Origin of the sequence: Psychromonas arctica DSM 14288 (genome assembly GCF_000482725.1) — a bacterium.
Taxonomy (GTDB): Bacteria; Pseudomonadota; Gammaproteobacteria; order Enterobacterales; family Psychromonadaceae; genus Psychromonas; species Psychromonas arctica.
Genome location: NZ_AXWP01000048.1, coordinates 38539 through 59130 on the forward strand (window position 1 = coordinate 38539; position 20592 = coordinate 59130).

Sequence of the window (20592 nt, forward strand, 5' to 3'; positions counted from 1 at the left end):
TATTATGATTTTGGAATCATTTAGTTTACAAAATAAAGTGGCGATTGTGACTGGTTGTAATACTGGGTTAGGGCAGGCTATTGCATTAGGGTTGGCGCAAGCAGGTTGTAAAGTGGTTGGTGTGAATCGCTCGGCTCCAGTGCAGACTATGGAAAAAATGGAAGCTGCTGGCTATGAGTTTCTTGATCTACGTGCAGACCTAATTAAACAAGATGGTATTGAAAATATCATTAAAGAAACACTACAACGCTTTAATAAAATTGATATCTTGGTGAATAACGCTGGCATTATTCGTCGTGAAGATGCGCTCGATTTCTCAGAAGAAAACTGGGATGACGTAATGAATGTTAATACTAAGACTGCATTTTTTATGTCTCAAGCCGTTGCCAAACAGTTTATTGCGCAGAAGCAAGGAGGAAAGATCATTAATATTGCTTCGATGCTTTCTTTCCAGGGAGGGATACGTGTTCCCTCTTATACTGCATCAAAGAGTGCATTAATGGGGATCACCAAAGCGATGGCTAATGAGTGGGCCAAATTTTCAATTAATGTTAATGCCATCGCGCCTGGGTATATGGCAACTAATAATACGACGGCATTGAGAGCTGATAAAGCACGTAATGCTGCGATCCTTGAGCGTATTCCTGCTGAGCGTTGGGGAACACCTGAAGATGTTGCTGGACCCTGTGTCTTTTTAGCTTCCGAGGCCGCAAACTATATTCATGGCTATACAATTGCCGTTGATGGCGGTTGGTTGGCGCGATGAGTCGCGTATAAGAGGGCGCTTTTTACAATTATTGAGGCTAGCTTAAGCTTTTATATCACTGATTATGTGCGATTTAAGCTTTGTCTTTGTTTTAAGCATTTGCTTTCAACAATTTTACCAACTATCAGCTACAACAGATATCAGCGGTTTTATGGTTAAGTGCTTTACGTTCTAATTGTGCGATCAGGCCACCAAGTATTGCTAACCCTTGTGATATTTTGTCAATATTGATGGCGGAAAACCCGAGCCTTATATAGTTTTTTGGAGCGTCTTGCTGCATAAATAAAGTATCGCCTGATTCAATTAAAATACCTTGTAGTGCAGCTGCTTCGCGTAATTTGTGGCTAGTTATGCTGGTGGGAAGCGCTATCCAGAAGCAGAAGCTACCGGGTGTGGAGTATATTTCACAATTTAATAAATGCTGTTCAATACCTTGTTGCATCTGTAACCACTTCTGTTCATAGGTACGGCGCATACGTCGCACATGGCTGTCATAATAACCTTGGCTGATAAATAACGCGGTAATACGTTGGTTGTTTGATGGTGGGTGACGGTAATGCAAAGTACGTAACTTGCGTAACTCAGTAATTAATGAACTATCCGCCACCATATAACCAATGCGTATACCCGGACTCAGTGACTTAGATAAACTACCAGTATATATAACGCGACCATCTTGATCGAAACTTTTTAAAGCCGGTAAAGGTTTTTCTATAAAGTTAACTTCACTTTCGTAATCATCTTCAATCACAATAAAATCATCTTTAGAAGCTTGTTCCAACAAGGCTTTACGACGCTCAATGGTCATGGTGACAGTGGTGGGATATTGATGGCTTGGTGTTACGCAGACATAGTCACAATGGCTAAGTTGCTCGCCGACTTGTAAACCTTGATCATCAACATCCAAGGCTTTAACTGGGCTGTCACATAATGAAATAACATGTCGTAAATTTGCATACCCTGGGTTTTCTACACCAAAAGTGACGGACTGATCGGCTAATAAACTGGTTAATAAAAACAGAGAATTTTGAGTACCTAAGGTGATCAATATTTCATCGGTTTTTGCGCTGATCCCTCGTTTTGATAAAATTTGTTGGCGGATCTGCGACACTAGCTGTGGGTCATCCATATCGATATAGCCTTCAACCCACTCATGTAACTTACCTTTACTCTCTGCAATTCGTGAACATTCGCGCCATTGATAAAGTGGAAATTCATTAACGTCGATATGACCATAAATAAAAGGGTAAGGGTATTTTAGCCAGTTTTCATCTTTATTAAGAGTTGATAACTGACTAGGTTGTTTTTGTAAACGTTTGGACCAATTGGGTTGATTACGATTTTTTGAGTCTGAGATTGTAGTTTGTTGCACCGTATTGGGGAGTCGCTGCACCATAAGTAAGTCAGGGTGCACGAAGAATCCACTGCGTTTACGTGCAATCAGGAACCCTTCATCCACTAAACTTTCATACACCAGTACTACTGTATTTCTAGATACTTTTAATAACTGCGCCATTTTTCTGCCAGAGGGTAATGCCTTGTCACCAAAGGCGTCTTGCTCGATTAGCTCGACTAATTTTTCACGGATCTGTTGTTGATAAGTGCTGTTTTGATGCAGCTCAATATTCATTAAAAAATCAACCATATGGCACCTGCTTAAAAGTTGGAGCGAATTTTGTTTATAGGTTTGTATGCGTTTAGCAATTTTTCTGTTTGCTTTCTATGTATAAACGCAATTTTTGAGCCAATTTTTTTGTAAAGAGGCTATTCAAAAGGTGCTGAAAAAACGCGTGAGTATGAGAGCTGAAAAAGAGCGTAAAAACAGAACCAGATAATCAAGTGAATAATCGTGGACCACGAATTTCAAAAACTGGCTCTGTATCTTATTTTTTGCACCGCGTAGTTTAAATAACGAAACCAACGTCACATCAACAGCATCAGTTAAATAAGGAATTTTAAGATGAGAAAGTGTAAATCAATAAAGTTAATGACAGCTATGGCCGCGCTATTTTTTGCATCAACAGTGAGTGCAAAAGACGTCACGATTGGTTATATGGGCATGAATAACCCTTGGAAACATGCGATTAACGAGAAGTTAATTGAGAAAGAAACGGGTTATAACGTGAAATGGAGACGTTTTGACTCGGGTGCAAAAGTGATCACCGCAATGGCTTCTGGTTCAATTGATATTGCTTCTGCAGGCTCTAGCCCAATTGCTGCCGCAGTAAGTCGTGGTATCAACATTGAATTAGTTTGGATTTTAGAAAACATAGCGGATGCAGAAGCATTAGTGGTGCGTAACGATAGTGGTATTACTGCACCCTCTGATTTAAAAGGTAAGCGTATTGCTGTCCCGTTTGTATCAACAACACACTTTCATGCACTGTTTGCTTTAGAGCAATTTGGACTATCTGATAAAGACGTAAAACTTACTAATATGCAACCTAATACGATTAATGCAGCATGGCAACGTGGTGATATTGATGGCGCGTTTGTCTGGGATCCTGTGTTAGGCAAGATTAAAAAAGATGGGCATGTACTGATCACGTCGAAAACCCTAAGTTCATGGGGCAAACCTACCTTTGATGGTTTAGTGGTTGATAAAGAATTCGGTAAAGAAAATGCAGAATTTATGGCTAAAATTCTGAAGATAGCCGGTGACCTTGACCAACAATACCGTAGCAGCAAAGAGACTTTTGATGCATCACATCCGATCGCCAAATCTATCGCAAAAATATCTGGCGGTGACATTAACCAAGTTGCAAGTGTATTAGCGCTTTATGAATTCCCTACCTTTACTCAACAACTATCATGTAGCTGGTTGGGTTGTGGTATTGATGGTGGCGCAGTTAAATCATTAAAATCAACCTCAGAATTCTTGAAAAAAGAAAACAAAATTAACGAATTAATGCCTGATTACAGTGTGTTTGTTAATCCAGAATACGCATTAGCTGCATCCAAGCTATAACTCGTCAATTACCTATTATCCAATTAAATATTACCCAATTAACTATTACCCAATTACCCATTTAACTAAGCAAAGCTATCTAGGAGCGTTGTAATGAACACATTGAAAGTTTGTGAAGTATCAGTTGTCTATCCAGGCTCAGACGGTGGTGAGTCAGTTACTGCCCTATCAGATGTTAATTTAACCATGGAACAAGGCGATTTAGTGGTTGCTTTGGGGGCCTCAGGTTGTGGCAAAACAACATTACTGAACCTGATTGCTGGTTTTATTTCCCCAAGTAAAGGTTACTTGACCTTAGGTAGTAGCAAAGTCAAAGGTTACCCAAGAGTATTATGTGGCAAAGATATTGGTGATGAAGTGACAGGACCAGACGCTGATCGCGGTGTTGTATTTCAAAAACATGCGTTACTACCTTGGTTAAATGTCATCGAAAATACTGAATTTGGTTTAAAGCTACAGGGTGTAGATAAACAAACGCGCCGTGAACGTGCCGCAGAATATTTGAAATTAGTGGGCTTAGAAGACTTCCATCAACATAAGGTTTATCAACTTTCAGGTGGTATGCAGCAACGTGTAGGGATTGCTCGCGCATTAACTAATGACCCTAAAATGTTGTTATTGGATGAGCCTCTGGGGGCTCTTGATGCATTAACACGTGAATCATTACAAGAGTTGCTGTTAGACGTGTGGCGTAAAACCAATAAGATGATGTTCTTTATTACCCATAGTGTTGATGAAGCCTTGTTATTGGCAACTCGATTAGTCGTGATGTCACCACGACCTGGCCGTATCACACATCAATTCGACTTAAACTTTAATCAACAATTTTTAGATTGCAGGGATGCAAGGCAAGTTAAATCTAGCCCTGAATTTATAGCAATGCGTGAACAAGTATTAGCAATCATTCATGGCGACGAATTAGCAGTAGCCTAAGGAACTATTATGACCAGTATGACTAAATCAATGGATGCAAGCTCAACTCGCTTATCCAAGAAAAAAGTAGTGACTAATAAACCTGTTGCTGAAGCACAAATGGTAGATAGTAAAGAAGAACGAGAAAGCGCAGCCGCATCGATTTCATTGTTAGATAAAATCCAACTTAAAATTAAGAAAATGACTGCACCAAGCGCAGTGCAAAGTGGCGAATACTTCGGTACGCCTGGTGCCGGAGATAGCCGTTTAATTGGTGTTTGTTCAACTATGTTTTTTATCGCTGTTTGGGCTATTGCCACGGAAGGTGGCTTTATTAAGCCTATCTTTTTACCTTCGCCTTTGGACGTGGTACAGCGTTTAATTGATATTACTGTTGATGGTTTTGCAGGGGCAACATTAGTTGAGCATTTGAATGCAAGTTTGGTGCGTATTTTTGGTGCCTTTATACTTGCCTGTTTAATCGGTATTCCATTGGGGATTACCATTGGCTGTAACCGAGTTTTCCGTGGTATTTTTGATCCTTTAATTGAATTCTACCGCCCACTTCCTCCATTAGCTTACCTACCGTTGATTATCATTTGGTTAGGCATTGATGAATCAAGTAAAGTAACGTTGATTTTTCTCGCGATGTTATCGCCGATTGTATTAAGTGCTCGTGCTGGTGTGACGTCAGTGCGTATTGAGCAAATTCAAGTGGCTTACTCAATGGGAGCAACACCTTGGCAAGTGATTACACAGGTTATTGCTCGAGGTGCAATGCCAGATATTATGACAGGCATGCGTATCGCAATAGGCTTTGGTTGGACAACGTTAGTCGCCGCTGAAATGGTTGCTGCAGAACGTGGTATTGGTTTTATGGTACTTAATGCCTCTGAGTTTTTAGTGACTGATGTGGTGATTGCCGGGATCATTGTGATTGGTATTATTGCTTATTGTTTTGACCTCTTGATGCGTTACTTAGAAGCTAAATTGATTCCTTGGAAGGGTTATAATTAAACCTATATTTAGTTAATAAATGGCTTCATATTTAGCTGTTAACATGTAGATGTTTAGACACAGAAAGCCCGCTATTAGATTTAGTGGGCTTTCTTATTTCTGTTATGAAGTGAAGTCGATGTTGACCACACTAAGATCTTCGTTGCTGCCTTAAACTATAAAGGTAAAAGCTGTCGCCATAGGTATTGGCGAGCTCACTGATTATCTATCTGTTTCTGTCTGCTCTATTTAATTGCCAACCCTCTACTCACAGATGATCATACAAAATATTGATAAAGTACAAGCGCAGACATGATTTACAGATGCTAATAAGGTCACAAAGACCTTTGCTATTTCTTTACAGGATCTTATATTACGTTATGCTTTTTATATAAGCTTAAATGGCGGAACATTTAACGCTCACTGAAATAAGCAAGCATAAGCATTTTCACCCCTATATAGATCCTGCCATCAATAAACCTATCTCATTTATCTATTTACCTATTTGCCTATTTACCTATTTATCTATGACTTTCTTACTTACTTACCTACCGACCTAGTTACCTAACCAACTGCCGACAACTCATTAACTTTAGTTCTTATAGCACTTATTTGAGGCTGATTTGCCGTTATTGATTGTGTTTACTAGTTAATGTTGGTGTTGAAAAAAGGCTTAATTTATCAATTTACAGCATTAGAAACATGTCACGTTTATTAAGTAAATAAAAGTAACCCTGCAACGAGGTAACAAATAACAATGGTCTAATATGTAGGATAGTTGATTAGCTTGATTTATGAATAGTACAGACCGGTTAATGGTGAAAAGGTTAGTAGAGAGCTAGGTTAATGAAGTTAAAGCCTAAGCTAAGAAGGGGATAAAAAGGGCGACACTTTGAGTAAAAATTCGCCCTGATAGATGTAGTGAAAGGCTTATGTTAATAAAGTATGAGTTGAGTTTGCGATACCCAATAAAGACACAACTACCATAATAGGCAGAGCAAAGCTTTTTAATGACTGAGGAGGTTTTCGGTTAAACAGATATTGTCCATAATAGACCGCTAACAACGTTGGAATAGTCAGTATTAATAAGGCTTTAGGTAAAGTGTCATCAACTAACCCTCCACTAATAAGAGCGATCACTGCGAATGCTTCACTGGCAATAAAAAATAAGATCATCGTCGCTCGTTGGCTGCTCGTTGTTAAATTACTCGATAACATATAATACACAATCATTGGTCCGCCAATCGATGCACTCGCCGTACCTGCTCCAGACGCTAAACCAAAACCTAATTTAGTACTATTTTTCTCTGCATTGAAGGGCCTATAACTTGAAAATAGCAAAGCAGCTAACATTAAAATACCTAAACAAATTAAAAGTTTAAGGGTATCTTCTGGAATTAAAAGCAAAAAGCTATAACCAATAGGAATGCCTAAGATAGAGCCTAGAACTAGTTTTTTTAGCGCAGGGAAATGTGCTTGTTTAACGGCTTGTCGCCATAAATTCAGACTACAAATAAGATCCAACGACAATACAATAGCAACACTTTGTTGTGGTTTAAAAAACAAATTTAAGCCCACCACTGCAATCACTGCAAAACCAAATCCACTATATCCTCGCACTACAGCGGCAAAGATGATGATAGGCAATACATACCAAATTTGTTCCACGGATCTTCCTTAGCCTTAGTGAATATTGGCCACACTATTACAATATTAATCCGCAATCGATAGAGCCAAAGGTCAGCAATTGTGGTTCCACTTAACCAGCTAATTTATTTATGGCAACAAGCCTTTAAAAATAACCGCTGGCTCTATCGAATAAAATGGCTGGCGCTAAAGAACAAGCCAATTTGTAAGTTAGTGTGGGTCATCGGAAATGGATACTTAACGCAGGAGAAGAACATGATGGACTCACAAACAGCAGAGCTAATCGAAAAAGATCGTAACCATGTTTGGCACCATCTGAGCCAACACAGTGTATTAAAAAGCCAAGATCCAATGATTATGGTGAAGGGAGAGGGTTCACGTATTTGGGATGCTAAAGGCAACAGTTATTTGGATGCTTCTTCTGGTGGTGTTTGGTGTGTCAATGTTGGTTATGGTCGCACTGAAATTGCTGATGCGGTGCGCGAGCAAATAGTTAAGCTTAACTTTTTTGCAAGTACGGCGGGTAACCAACCAAGCGCAGAGTTCGCTGAAAAATTATTAGAAAAAATGCCTGGAATGAGTCGCGTTTATTACGCAAGTTCAGGTTCTGAAGCTAACGAAAAAGCCTTCAAAATTGTGCGTCAGATTTCTCAACAAAAATACGGCGGCAAAAAGAATAAAATCCTGTACCGCGAACGAGATTACCATGGCACAACCATCGCAACATTAAGTGCAACTGGGCAAGAGGAGCGTCGTTTACACTACGGCCCATTTGTTCCTGGTTTTGTGGAGTTCCCGCACTGCTGTGAATACAGAAGTCAATTTGGTGAAGTTAAAGATTACGGTATTTTAGCGGCAAAAGAATTAGAAAAAGTTATTTTACGTGAAGGCCCTGACACAGTGGGGGCGGTTGTTTTTGAAACCATTACCGCAGGCGGCGGGGTGATCACGCCACCTGAAGGTTATTGGCCAGCAGTGATGGACATTTGTAAAAAATATAATGTTTTAGTACACATGGATGAAGTGGTGTGCGGCATGGGGAGAACCGGTAAATGGTTTGGTTATCAACACTACGGCATTAAACCTGACATTGTGACGCTAGCAAAAGGTGTCGCATCGAGTTATGCAGCCATTTCATGTGTTGTCACCACTGAAGCATTATTTGATGAATTCTTAGCTGATGGATCTGACAGAGAAGCATACTTTCGTGATGTCAGTACCTATGCAGGCTGTACGGCTGGACCAGCTGCTGCGCTAGCAAATCTAGCAATACTAGAGCGAGAAGGGTTGGTGACCAATAGTGCGGTGATGGGCGATTATTTGTTTGAACAGCTGCAAGTGTTACAACAAAAGCATGCCATTATTGGTGATGTGCGCGGTAAAGGGCTGTTATTAGGTCTTGAGCTGGTGAGTGATCGTGAAAGCAAAACACCTGTCGCGGAGGCGGTAGCCATCAAAGTCGCTGCAATGTGTATGCAAAAAGGTTTGATTATAGGGCGTACCAATCGCTCTTTTAAATACTTAAATAATACTTTGTGTTTATGTCCTGTGTTGACCATTAACCATCAAGAAGCGGACTTTATTATTGAGACGTTAGATAGCGTATTCTCAGAAATTACTGTGTAAATTCACTTTGTCAGTGGTTATTTCTCATTGTTAAGCTCTTCCTTATAGCGATTGTGGAAGAGCTTTTATTATCTCGGGAAAATCAACGGCACCCATTTATCTCTTACCTCTTGAGTCAGCCTTTTTGTTGACTATTTTAGTTTCACTTTTAAACTATTTTTAACGTGCTCTTTCATACACTATTTTCAACACGCACGACTACAGAAGCGCCGGGTGAGAGGGTAAGTCGCTTTAAGTTGAATAGGTTAGTGGGTGAGTCTGGTATTGAGACTACAAAAATGTCGTTCTGGCTCTATCACTATTATCATCGGCAGTCATACTCTTTAAAGCTAATAGAGAGTTCACTAACGGTCAATATTTAGCGTTGATGGAAATAGATCATAAATACATCGTAAATGCATATGAAGTGCAGAGAGTTTTCTATTAGTATTGGTGAAGTATTCATCAATAATGACGGTATTACGTTTTTTTAAAGGAATGTGAAATGACAGAACAAAACCAAGCACAACAACATCCGGTCGTCTTAATTACAGGTGCAACTTCGGGATTTGGGTTAGCTACTGCTAAAAAATTTGCTCAACATGGTTATCCCTTAATTATCACTGGTCGCAGAGAAGAACGCTTAAAAACACTGAGTGCCGAATTATCAGCGTTGACTGAAGTATTTTATTCAGTATTAGATGTACGAGATAGTGAAGCGGTGACAGAGTTTGCAACTCACTTACCTGAAAATTTTAAACAAATCGGTATTTTAGTTAACAATGCAGGCCTTGCATTAGGCGCTGAACCTGCCGATAAAGCCTCATTGTCCGATTGGCATACCATGATTGATACTAACGTCACAGGCCTAGTGAATGTGACGCATAGTTTATTACCTATTTTACGTGCGCAAACGTGTGCAAGTATTATTAATTTAGCCAGTGTTGCTGCTAACTGGGCTTATCCTGGTAGCCATGTGTATGGTGCGAGTAAAGCATTTGTTGCGCAATTTTCTAGAAATTTACGCAGTGATTTTGCCGGGACGGGAGTCAGAGTGACCAGTCTAGAGCCGGGATTAGCTGAGAGTGAATTTAGTTTAGTGCGCTTTAAAGGCGACCAAGAAAAGTATGACCAAATCTATAAAGGAGCGAGTGCAATACAACCTGAAGATATCGCCAATATTATATTTTGGATTGCTGAGCAACCTGCACATATCAATATTAATAGCTTAGAAGTGATGCCCACTTCTCAGGCTTGGGATAACTTTAAAGTCGTTAAACAGTAAGCATTAAATGTTAATTATCAATTCCTACTACCAATTACATTAAGCACGTGATTGGTATTTTGTGTGAGATGGCAAAAAAATAGCCCGCTTAATAGAATATTAAGCGGGCTATTTTTTTATTTAACTAGCGTTATTTTACTTATTTACTTGGCGCCGTTGGTATTATTCAGCGATCTTAACAACCACTCGACCGCGTACTTTTCCTGAAATCAATTGTTCAGCGGTATCAATTGCTTGTTCTAAGCTGATTTCTTTGGCGATATCATCAAATACATCTGCTTCTAAAATAGTCGCAAGACGTTCCCAGGCTTCCACTCTATCTTGAGTTGGACGCATCACACTATCGATACCCGCTAACGTCACGCCGCGTAGAATAAATGGCATAACCGTTGTTGTTAAATCCATGCCCTGAGCTAAACCACAAGCAGCGACGACACCGCCATATTTCAAGCTTGCACAGATATTCGCTAACGTATGACTACCCGTTGAGTCAATTGCAGCTGCCCAACGTTCTTTCGCTAAAGGACGGCCTGGCTCTGATAATGTTGCACGGTCAATGACTTCCGTTGCGCCTAATTTTTTCAAATACTCCGCTTGATCAACTCGCCCTGTTGACGCAACAACGGTGTAACCTAATTTGGCTAAAATACTGATCGCAAAACTACCGACACCGCCATTTGCACCGGTTACCAATATATCGCCTTTATCGGGGGTAATGCCGTGTTTTTCTAAAGCAATCACACACAACATCGCTGTATAACCCGCGGTACCAATCGACATTGCTTGACGAGCAGAGAAAGCATTTGGTAATGGAATTAACCATTCGCTTTTTAAACGTGCTGTTTCTGCCAAGCCACCACAATGTGTTTCACCAACACCGAAACCATTTAACAGAACTTGGTCGCCAACTTTAAACTTGTCACTGTCACTTTGTTCAACAGTACCAACTAAATCAATACCCGGCACCATAGGGAAGCTTCGCACAACCGGGCCTTTGCCTGTGATTGCTAATGCATCTTTATAGTTTAAGGTGCTGTAAGCGACTTTAATCGTGACATCACCTTCCGGTAATACACTTTCGTCGATACTCTTAACTGCAGCTCTGTAACCTTGTTCGTCTTTTTCGATTAAAATACCTTTAAACATATTTTTCCCCTTTAGACCGATCGTCTATTAATAATTAAATTTTTTCATATAGATTGGTTGATTGGTTATATCGCTAATCTATTGCTTAACTTATGTGCTCATTTTATTTGTTTAAGTGTGAATCACTTATTGATGCTTTATCGATTGCTCGCAGCGACTTCATTGCTGAATATTATCGAGGTAAACTAGCCATAAAATGTTTGAAATAGTTATCAAGTGGCTCGGCACTTTGTACTAAGCGTGTTCGGCTTACTGCGCCTTCCCAACCAACCCAAAAACATTCAGCTAATTGCTCGCAATCTGCTGTTTTTGATAAGTCGCCACCGGCTTGTGCCAGTTTAAAACAATCACTGATACGTTGTTGCCAAGACAGAAAAATATCGATCAACACTTGTCTAAAACTTTCAGGCAGTAAATGCACTTCTTGGCCTAAGTTTCCAACTAAACATCCACGGGTAAAGTGATGACGTGCAAGCCCTGACTTAGCATTTTCAACAAAATGACTTATCCGTGTTAATGGTGGATAAGCCTGATCTAATAAATAAGTATCGAGTTTATTAGCAAAATAGTTTGCATAGCTCTCAATCACTGCCAACCCAAACACTTCTTTGCTGGCAAAGTAATGGTAAAAAGAACCTTTGGGTACGCCGACTTTTTTTAAAATCAGGTCGATACCAGAAGCTGCAAAACCACTTTCAGTTAGTTGTTCAAGACCACTGCGGATCAATTCCGCTTTAGTATCGCGATTTTCTCGTGATACTTTTGGGGGTCTACCACGGCGTGGTTTTATAATTAATGATGTCATTTTAATATAATAGACCGATCGTCTAATTAATTGCAATCACTTTATTATTGAACGTCCAGGTAATCAATATTTTCGCTTATTCTGCCTTAAAATTAATGACCCATGATGATCTGGGTCATTAATTAGATTTTTAACCAATGACTATTTGCCCTAATACATAACCAACAAGACAAGCCGATACAACACCAATCAAACCCACGGACATAAATGAATGGTTAAAGTAATACTTACCTATTTTAGTTGTGCCAGAGCTATCAAAGTTGACCGTTGCAATATCTGATGGGTAATTAGGAATAAAGAAATAACCATAAACGGCCGGCATTAAACCAATCACTAAAGCCGGTTCTAAGCCGAGTGCTAGCCCTACGGGTAACATCATTCGAGCGGTTGCCGCTTGAGAATTAACAACCACCGAGACAATGAATAGTGATAATGCAAATGTCCAAGGATGTAGCGTTACCATATCCACTATACCAGCTTTAAATTGTGGCATTGCATATTGGAAATAGGTATCAGACATCCAGGCAATACCAAAAATAGCAATGGCTGCGACCATACCCGATTTAAAAACAACGCCATTAGGGACATCACGTGGGTCGGTTTTTGTCGCTAATAAAATAACCCCACCAAAGGCTAGCATCATCATCTGGATCACGACTGACATTTTGATTGGCGCAGATCCCTCTGTGATAGTTCTAATTTCTGGCAGCATGGCGATTAACACAATAGAAGCAATGGCACCTAAGAAGATAAACACCGCATTACGGGCTTTAGTCGGTAGGATTTCATCTAAAGAAGTTGATGTTGTATTTTCTATTTTTTCACGCCAAATAGGATCTTTTAAACGTGCTTGGTAATCAGGATCGTCTTCTAACTCTTTACCGCGACGAAGACTGTAAAGTGCTAACATCAAGGTGCCAAATAAAGTAGACGGAACGGTAACCATTAAAATAGATAGTAGCGTGATGGATGCATCAATATCGACGAGTTGCGCTAAATAATAGACCACTGCCGCCGACAAGGGCGAAGCAGTAATACCAATTTGCGAGGCAACGGAGGCCGCCGCCATGGGGCGTTCAGGGCGAATGCCATTTTTAAGTGCAACATCTCCAATGATCGGCATGATCGAATAAACCGCATGCCCTGTACCTAATAAAAAGGTCATTGCATAAGTCACAAAAGGGGCAATGAGTGTGACACGTTTAGGGTTGTTTCTTAAAATACGCTCAGCAATTTGCAGCATATATTTTAAACCACCAGCCGCTTCTAAAATCGATGCACAGGTGACAACGGCTAATATGATTAACATCACGGTGACAGGAGGCGAAGTCGGCGGCATTTTGAACACAAACACCTCAACCACTAAACCGATACCGGATACTACACCTAAGCCAATCCCACCAAACCGAGATCCTACATACAACACAAACAATAAAAATATAAATTCGAAATACAGCATTATTCCACCCCTTTAATCACTATTTATAGAGGGAGATTAGCTTATTAGTGAAAGCCTCAAATTGCGCTATTTCCTATATTGAGTGGAAGGAAATATTATTTGCAGACTAGTTGATATGGAATAACAATGATTTAGATAATAAAACCAATATATGAAACTGTGACCGTGGTTTGAGTTAATTTAAATTTAACAAAAAACACAAATGCTTGATTATCCTTGAGTTGGTTGGCAATGATTAGTAATCATTGGTGTTGATGAGGGGATGGGTTTTCAATAATATGTGTTAATTTTTGCTCTTAACAAACAACAAATAATAAACGTTAGCGTAAAGTAAACTTCACGCTAACGATGGCTTAAGAATCAATATATTAGTACTTAAATTGACTCACTAATTTATTTAGATCAAGTACATTATTTTTTAGTGTTTTCCCGGTGCTGCTGACCGATTCAATATTCACTGCATTGGAATTAGACACGCTAGAAATATTAACAATACTGCGTTCTACCTCTGACACCACTTGGTTTTGCTCTGCAGTAGCAGTGGCAATTTGCTCATTCATTTGGCTAATATTTTTCACATTCTCTGCAATAACACTTAATGAATGTGTTAATGCTTCAACTTTACTGTGTGATTGATTCGCGTTATCTCGGCTCACAGCAAACACGGTGACAACTTCTTCTACATTCTCTCGTAAGCGATTAACGATGTTTTGAATATCCTGCGTAGACGCTTGAGAGCGACCTGCTAATGAACGTACTTCGTCAGCAACAACGGCAAAACCACGCCCTTTTTCACCTGCTCGTGCTGCTTCAATCGCGGCATTGAGTGCTAATAAGTTTGTTTGTTGAGAAATGGCAACAATCACTTCTAACATCGCACCAATATTGGCACTGTCATCACCTAAACGTTTAACAACTTGTTGGGCAGAGGTCATTTTTTCAGATAGTTCAGCCATTTGTATCGTCGCAGAATTACAAATGTTCATGCCGCTTTCGATATGTTCATTAACCACTGTTGTTTCATTAGAAGCATCAACGGTATATTGAGCAACTTCTTTAGAAGATACGGTGAGTTCATTCATTGCACTTGCTGTCTGTTCTGTTTCCTTAAGTTGTGCCGCCATATCATGTTTGGTTTTTTGAGCTGAATCTTGTAATAAGTCAGACGTTTCACTGAGGTCTTTAATAGTGACACTGACTGTTTTAATGACGGCCTGTGTTTTTGTAATGAAACTATTAATATGATGAGAGGTAATGCCAAGCTCATCTTTATTAGACTCATTTAATCTTTTCGTTAAATCTCCTTCACCGTGCGCAAGGTCATTGGCCATCTTCATCATCGCATCAAGTGGTTTTAATAAACCTTTGCTAGTTAAGAAATATAAAGCAACTAACGCTAATAAAAATAAAACAGAAAAAGAATACACAATTGTTTCAATTGCCGATGCATCATCAGTCTGTTTGGAGAGGTTTTGTAATGAACGTTCTCTGGAGAGCGTCATCACTTGTTCAACTTGATCAGTGATCGCCGCTGCAGCATCATCAAACATCGGCATGATTTTATTACCACCTTCTGGGCCTTCATCAATATAAGCATTTGCCATTAACTTACCGGTATTAAAGTAGTTCTCAAGCGTGGGTAGCATTTGTGTGTAGAAGTCTGAGTTAGCGGTATCTAACACACTTAACTCATTAAGTAGATTGACCGCAATGTCGTAGTTTTCACCCGCAACTTCAATACCATCGTTTAATCCATCGAGAGCTCTTGTTGCACTAATATCAGTGACCCATTGTTGAACTTGAATCACGGCTATCTTTAATTCATAGTTTTTAAACAAAATAGGCTCGATGGTATTAGCTATTTTGATAGACGTTTCATGGATACGGCTACTCTGATAGATCATGTACGCGGATTGAATAAGTAGAACTGTCATTAAACAAAACAAAGCCAGGTACATCTTTTTTCTTATCATCATCGTGGTTCTCACTGTTTGTCTGTCATTTGGGTTAATCGTGTTACAACGTATTACGTTAATTTTTGTTGTCATAGATGCAGCTATTCACAATAAAAATTACAGCAAGTTAATTACAATTCGTTAACTCTAAAGGAGTATGTTTTTAATCGTCGTATAAAAATTAGTAAATTTGCTCGAAATTGCAAATAAAAGGACAGTATTTATGTGGTTTTTATCTTTTATTTGGTGTTGAGCATTATATAGAGGCTACATTGTGCTTTTATGCCTCATTAGCACTCACTGATAAATATCGGGAAATGATTTTTGTTGTAGAAATTTAAGTATAAAAACATTCAATATTTTTGTTATTTCTCTTATTTAAATGAAAGAAATTACGCTTATTTAATAATACTAAAGCATGAATGGAGATGAGTCATAAAGTCACCGATGTGATGATCTGCTAACAGACTGAAAATACGAATAGAAGAGCAATTAAGTTAAAGAAATAATAGTATTTACTCATTTTTTTGTAATTCTTTTAAATAAATTAGCCTTATGGAAACCTTGTACTATGATGATAATGGATATTTTTTAGGTTTATAAGTATTACAAATTGGTGGCGGGTAAACTCTGATTTTATTGGGTTATTTAAACTGCTTTGACTGTAAAAAAGGCACTGTTAATGCGCAGTAAATACTCAGTAGTTAGGTGCCATACTGAGCAATATTACCGAACAATAATAATGAGCAATAAAAGTCACGTTAACTAGGTTTGAACAAGCACCTTATCCAAATGAGAGTATTAATCGTTAATAATTAACATTGAGACTCTTAATTGCAACAAATTAATTTGTTGGTCAGTAATATTCTATTAGTTATTACAACTTCATCAACGTTTGAGTTAGCTACTATGTTGATGTTATTTCTACTAAACAAGGTTTATTTATGCATATTTCACTTACTCAGAGGATCATCATTGGATTTTCGATTATTATTGCTCTGGTGATCACTATCTCTGGTTCTGCTTATCTATCTCAAGTAAAAATGGCACAACAATTAGAGTTAACCTCATCGACCTTGACCAGTTTACTGGATAAATCAAACACCGTACTACTTAACCTACAAGATGCTAATCGAGCATTAATGGAACATGCAAATACTCAGACTCCGGAAAAAAGAAAAGTATTACGAGACAAATATTTTGCAGCAAAAGATAAATACATTGCGCTGCTGGCATCTTTACAAGTTGATTTAGCAGACTATCCAGAAATATTAGCTTCTACACAACAAGCTGATATTTCTGCACAGCAATTGTTTGCAAATGCGGAAGCTCATTTAGATTTACACGATAGCCGTATTACGGCGAGAAAAAAGACGTTGTCTGAGAGTGGTAATTTGAACGATACCTGGGATTTCTTTGAGGAAGACATTGCGAATATTGCATTAACCGCAGAAGAAAATGGACAGATTTTTACCGTTGAAAGTATTAAAGGAGCCGTTAGCCTGTCATCTAAAGCGATTAAAGTTCTACAGCGTTCATTGGCGCTGGCGACGAATGAATCTGCACAACGATTTGAAAAAGATCTATTGCAATACTATCAAGCGTTTAAAGAGCAAATTACTACTGTGATCAGTGATATGCCTGATTATGCGGCTGATATTAATTATTACAATGGTGAGCTTGAACGTGCAATCACAAAGCCACTTGGTTTGTTTCAACAACAACGTATCTTCATTAAATATAATGAAAAAAGTCATTTAATATTTGAAGAAAATGCACAGAACATGGATCAAGTAAGCGAACAGTTGAATAGTCTTTCTGGAGGGATCCGCATTCTTTCTGGTAATGCTTTGTCAGATGCAGAAGAAGCTTTTAATCGTTCACTTACTCTCAATCTAGTATTAGCTTTTATCTCGATTATTATCGCTTTAACAATTGCAACAACGGTGGTGCGTGCAATTCGTAAACCACTTGCCGATATTATTAAAGCATTGAATCGTCTTTCTGAAGGGGATTTAACTGAAAACATTAATACTCAATACCATTCTGAAATGGGGCTAGTGGCGAACAATATAAATGCCTTGATCGATAAACAAGGTAAGCTCATTTACAAAGTGCAATCAGGGGCGACCACGATCAATGCGGTCGCGGCAGAAAGTTTAGCCATGAGTGAGCAAACCAACCAAAATGTTTCTGCGCAGGGCGCACAGACAGATATTGTTTCTACGGCAGTGACTGAACTTGAAGCAGCCGTTTATGAAGTGGCATCACATGCTTCAAACACCAGTAATGAAGTCACTAAAGTAACTCAGCAAGCAGAAGAAAATATGGAGAATATGAATGTAAACCTTGAATTCATTAATAGTTTAAAATCTTCTCTGGACAATGCTTCCCATGTTATTCAACAACTATCTTCAGAGTCGATACAGATTGGAGAGGTGCTTAATGTTATTCAGGGGATTGCGGAGCAGACTAACCTGCTTGCGTTAAATGCTGCAATCGAAGCGGCTCGTGCCGGTGAGCATGGCAGAGGATTTGCTGTTGTTGCCGATGAAGTACGCTCTCTTGCGACGCGTACTCAACACTCTGCGACTGAAATTAATCAAATGATTGATAGTTTACAGAGTAAAGCCAGCGAAGCGGTAAGTATCGTAGAAAGTAATCTCGAATATGCAGATCGCTCGGTGAATCAAACACTGGCAACCAGTACTTCATTAAAAGAAATGTTGCTTAGTCTGAATACGATTAATGATATGAGTACCTCGATTGCAACGGCTTCAGAGGAACAAAGTACCGTGGTTAAAGAGGTCGCGCAAAATATTGTTAATATTGCGGATATGGCCAATGACATTGCGCTAGGTGCTGAAAATGCGGCTAAAAGCAGTGTCTCATTGAACGAGTTATCTAATGAACAAAGTTTATTGGTGGCGCAATTTAAACTGAGTGATGATCAAAAGTCTTAGTCCATTATTTAAAATATGTAGCCTCTAAAATATGGTTTAAAAAGTATAAAGCGGTCTCATAACAATAAAACTGACTCATAACATTAAAACTGACTCATAACATTAAAACTGACTCATAACATTAAAACTGACTCATAACATTAAAACTGACTCATAACATTAAAACTACCTCATAAAATTAAGACCAGCTCATTATATTAATAAATGAGTTGGTCTTAATATTTAGTATCTAAAAAGTTTATTTTTTGTGTACGGTTAAGATTGGTTTCGCTGATTAATCACTTATGGCTCATCTAACTTATAGTTTTTCGATAGCGTAATAAATTGCTCTGCAGGAACCGGTTTGCTGAAATAAAAACCCTGTGCAAAATCGCAACCTAGCTCTTCTAAAAGTAGTAATTGTCCATGCATCTCTACACCTTCAGCAACAACTGCCAAGCCTAAACTATGTGCCATTGCGATGGCTGCTTTCACTAAATTTCTGTCTTCATCATTGAGCGTGATGCCATTGATAAAACTTCGATCTATTTTTAACACATCAAAAGCATATTGGCGTAAGTAACTCAATGAAGAGTAACCAGTACCAAAATCATCCATTGATAACTTCACGCCCAATAGGTCAAATTGCATTAACGTCTCTGCAATATAAGATTGGCCGGTCATTAACACACCTTCAGTGATTTCAAGCTCTAAGCTGTTTGCTGTGAGGTTTTCATCACGCAGTATATTTTTAACGAAATTAAATAACTCTTTATCCCTGAATTGGCTAGGGGATAAATTAACTGCCATGACGTACTTGTTTTGTGTAACCTGCTGCCAGTAAGTTAAAAAGCTCAGTGCTTGCTGAATAACAAATTGCCCAATAGGGATAATTAAGCCCGTATGTTCTGCAATAGGGATAAACTCGTCCGGGGTTATATGACCTAGTGAATGGTTATGCCAACGTAATAAGGCCTCTGCTCCAATAATTTTTTTTGTCTTCACATCTAGTAAAGGCTGATAATAAACTTCAAACTCATTACGTTCTAATGCACCATGCATTTGCTCTTCAATTTCAAAGCGTCTCAACATAGTGACGTTCATTTCTTTAGTAAAAAATGAATAAGCATTACGCCCTAAGGCTTTAGCTTGGTACATCGCTATATCTGAATTACGTAATAACTCCGAGGCGTTATCGCCATTTTGCGGGTACATCGAGATACCAATACTTAAGGTTAGGATCAGTTCTCGCCCATCAATGCGCAGAGGTTCTCTAAAAATATTTAATAATGCATCTGCAATAATTGAAGCATCATGGTCGGACTTTATATCGCGTATCAGTACAATAAATTCGTCACCGCCTAAACGGCCTACGGTATCTTCTTTACGTATCGCACTGTTTAATCTATTTGCAGCGGCGATTAATAGTTTATCGCCCACTTCATGGCCTAATGAATCGTTTACTTTTTTGAAGTCATCTAAATCAATAAAGAATACCGCTGCACATTCATTATTTCGTTCTGCCTCATTGAGCATTTGTGATAAACGATCCAGTGCTAAAAAGCGGTTGGGTAATAAAGTCAGCGTATCGAAGTAAGCATGTTGGCGAATGATTTCTGAAGATTTATGTCGTTCAGTAATGTCGCGCACAATACCTAAAATTTGCTTATTGTCCGGTAGGTGGCTTATTCTCGCTTCAAAGTAAACCATGCCGTAAGGCATCGCTAATTCATACTCAAAGCTAGCTTCCCCTTCCTGTTGCAATGCTCTATTAAAATGTAATTGGGTGTAGTTCCTTTGAATCGACGCTTTTTTCAATAAAACAGCTATCCATAGATCCTTTGCCTCGATTGCTTTTTGTGGAAAACCCAATAGTCATTAAAGTCACCACTTGATTTTAATGACCGTAATTTCAATATTGCTTCTGCTCCCTTTAAACTCCAACGGGCACCTGTAATATCTAACCTGTCATTTATAAGGTGTCGGCAAGCCCCTTCAATGACGCCGCTCGCGATAGGGTAGCCTTTTTTTAATGCTTCTCCATATTGTAAACGAAGCTTGTTTTTGAGTAGGTAATCTGCACATTTATTAATATTATCGCGCTTG

13 protein-coding genes and 2 pseudogenes are annotated in these 20592 nt (G+C 38.8%); 7 read left to right on the top strand and 8 right to left on the bottom strand.

Features of this window, described 5'->3' with window-relative positions; translation table 11 throughout:
• Window positions 1-4: 4 nt before the first annotated feature.
• Window positions 5-766, top strand: coding sequence for a 2-dehydro-3-deoxy-D-gluconate 5-dehydrogenase KduD (gene kduD, locus H592_RS0107395; protein WP_028868211.1), 762 nt, complete (start codon window positions 5-7; stop codon window positions 764-766).
• 124 nt (window positions 767-890) lie between these two features.
• Here kduD and pdxR read toward each other — a convergent pair whose 3' ends face one another.
• The gene (gene pdxR, locus H592_RS0107400; protein ID WP_028868212.1) at window positions 891-2411 is read right to left on the bottom strand and encodes a MocR-like pyridoxine biosynthesis transcription factor PdxR; all 1521 of its coding nucleotides are present in this window, start codon (window positions 2409-2411) and stop codon (window positions 891-893) included.
• A 315-nt stretch (window positions 2412-2726) separates the two neighbouring features.
• Here pdxR and tauA point away from each other — a divergent pair, with 315 nt between their 5' ends.
• The 3 genes from tauA (at window position 2727) to H592_RS0107415 (ending at window position 5663) form a co-directional block, all read left to right on the top strand.
• Entirely contained in the window at window positions 2727-3734 is a 1008-nt protein-coding gene (tauA, locus tag H592_RS0107405) for a taurine ABC transporter substrate-binding protein (RefSeq protein ID WP_028868213.1), read from the top strand.
• Between the two features lie 93 nt (window positions 3735-3827).
• Window positions 3828-4667, top strand: a complete 840-nt coding sequence (locus H592_RS0107410; RefSeq protein ID WP_028868214.1) for a taurine ABC transporter ATP-binding protein — start codon at window positions 3828-3830, stop codon at window positions 4665-4667.
• Between the two features lie 9 nt (window positions 4668-4676).
• Window positions 4677-5663: an ABC transporter permease subunit gene (locus tag H592_RS0107415; RefSeq protein ID WP_084296223.1), complete on the top strand. Its 987-nt coding sequence runs from the start codon at window positions 4677-4679 to the stop codon at window positions 5661-5663.
• Between the two features lie 909 nt (window positions 5664-6572).
• On the opposite strand, the gene H592_RS0107420 is transcribed toward H592_RS0107415, so the two are convergent.
• Window positions 6573-7310 carry a sulfite exporter TauE/SafE family protein gene (locus H592_RS0107420; protein WP_051369071.1) on the bottom strand — a complete coding sequence of 246 codons (738 nt, stop codon included), beginning with the start codon at window positions 7308-7310 and terminating at the stop codon, window positions 6573-6575.
• Between the two features lie 234 nt (window positions 7311-7544).
• On the opposite strand from H592_RS0107420, the gene H592_RS0107425 reads away from it, so the two are divergent.
• A complete protein-coding gene (locus H592_RS0107425; protein WP_156916087.1) occupies window positions 7545-8915 on the top strand; it encodes an aminotransferase family protein in 1371 nt (456 codons plus the stop codon).
• Between the two features lie 484 nt (window positions 8916-9399).
• Entirely contained in the window at window positions 9400-10179 is a 780-nt protein-coding gene (locus tag H592_RS0107430) for an SDR family NAD(P)-dependent oxidoreductase (protein WP_037071234.1), read from the top strand.
• Between the two features lie 162 nt (window positions 10180-10341).
• Here H592_RS0107430 and acuI read toward each other — a convergent pair whose 3' ends face one another.
• The 4 genes from acuI to H592_RS0107450 form a co-directional block, all read right to left on the bottom strand.
• A complete protein-coding gene (gene acuI, locus H592_RS0107435; RefSeq protein ID WP_028868219.1) occupies window positions 10342-11325 on the bottom strand; it encodes an acrylyl-CoA reductase (NADPH) in 984 nt (327 codons plus the stop codon).
• 172 nt (window positions 11326-11497) lie between these two features.
• Window positions 11498-12130, bottom strand: a complete 633-nt coding sequence (gene acuR, locus H592_RS0107440; protein ID WP_028868220.1) for an acrylate utilization transcriptional regulator AcuR — start codon at window positions 12128-12130, stop codon at window positions 11498-11500.
• A 130-nt stretch (window positions 12131-12260) separates the two neighbouring features.
• Window positions 12261-13589, bottom strand: a complete 1329-nt coding sequence (locus H592_RS0107445) for an anaerobic C4-dicarboxylate transporter (RefSeq protein WP_028868221.1) — start codon at window positions 13587-13589, stop codon at window positions 12261-12263.
• Window positions 13590-13957: 368 nt separating this feature from the next.
• Window positions 13958-15637 (bottom strand): methyl-accepting chemotaxis protein, encoded by a 1680-nt coding sequence (locus H592_RS0107450; protein ID WP_084296224.1) that lies wholly within the window; start codon window positions 15635-15637, stop codon window positions 13958-13960.
• A gap of 851 nt (window positions 15638-16488) precedes the next feature.
• Between H592_RS0107450 and H592_RS23235 the strand changes: the two genes are divergently transcribed.
• A complete protein-coding gene (locus H592_RS23235) occupies window positions 16489-18507 on the top strand; it encodes a methyl-accepting chemotaxis protein (RefSeq protein ID WP_051369072.1) in 2019 nt (672 codons plus the stop codon).
• Window positions 18508-18789: 282 nt separating this feature from the next.
• On the opposite strand, the pseudogene H592_RS21735 reads toward H592_RS23235, so the two are convergent.
• Window positions 18790-20271 (bottom strand): annotated as a pseudogene (locus H592_RS21735) (putative bifunctional diguanylate cyclase/phosphodiesterase); the annotation flags it as partial.
• Window positions 20272-20312: 41 nt separating this feature from the next.
• Window positions 20313-20592, bottom strand: a pseudogene (locus H592_RS24195) (ISKra4 family transposase); the annotation flags it as partial.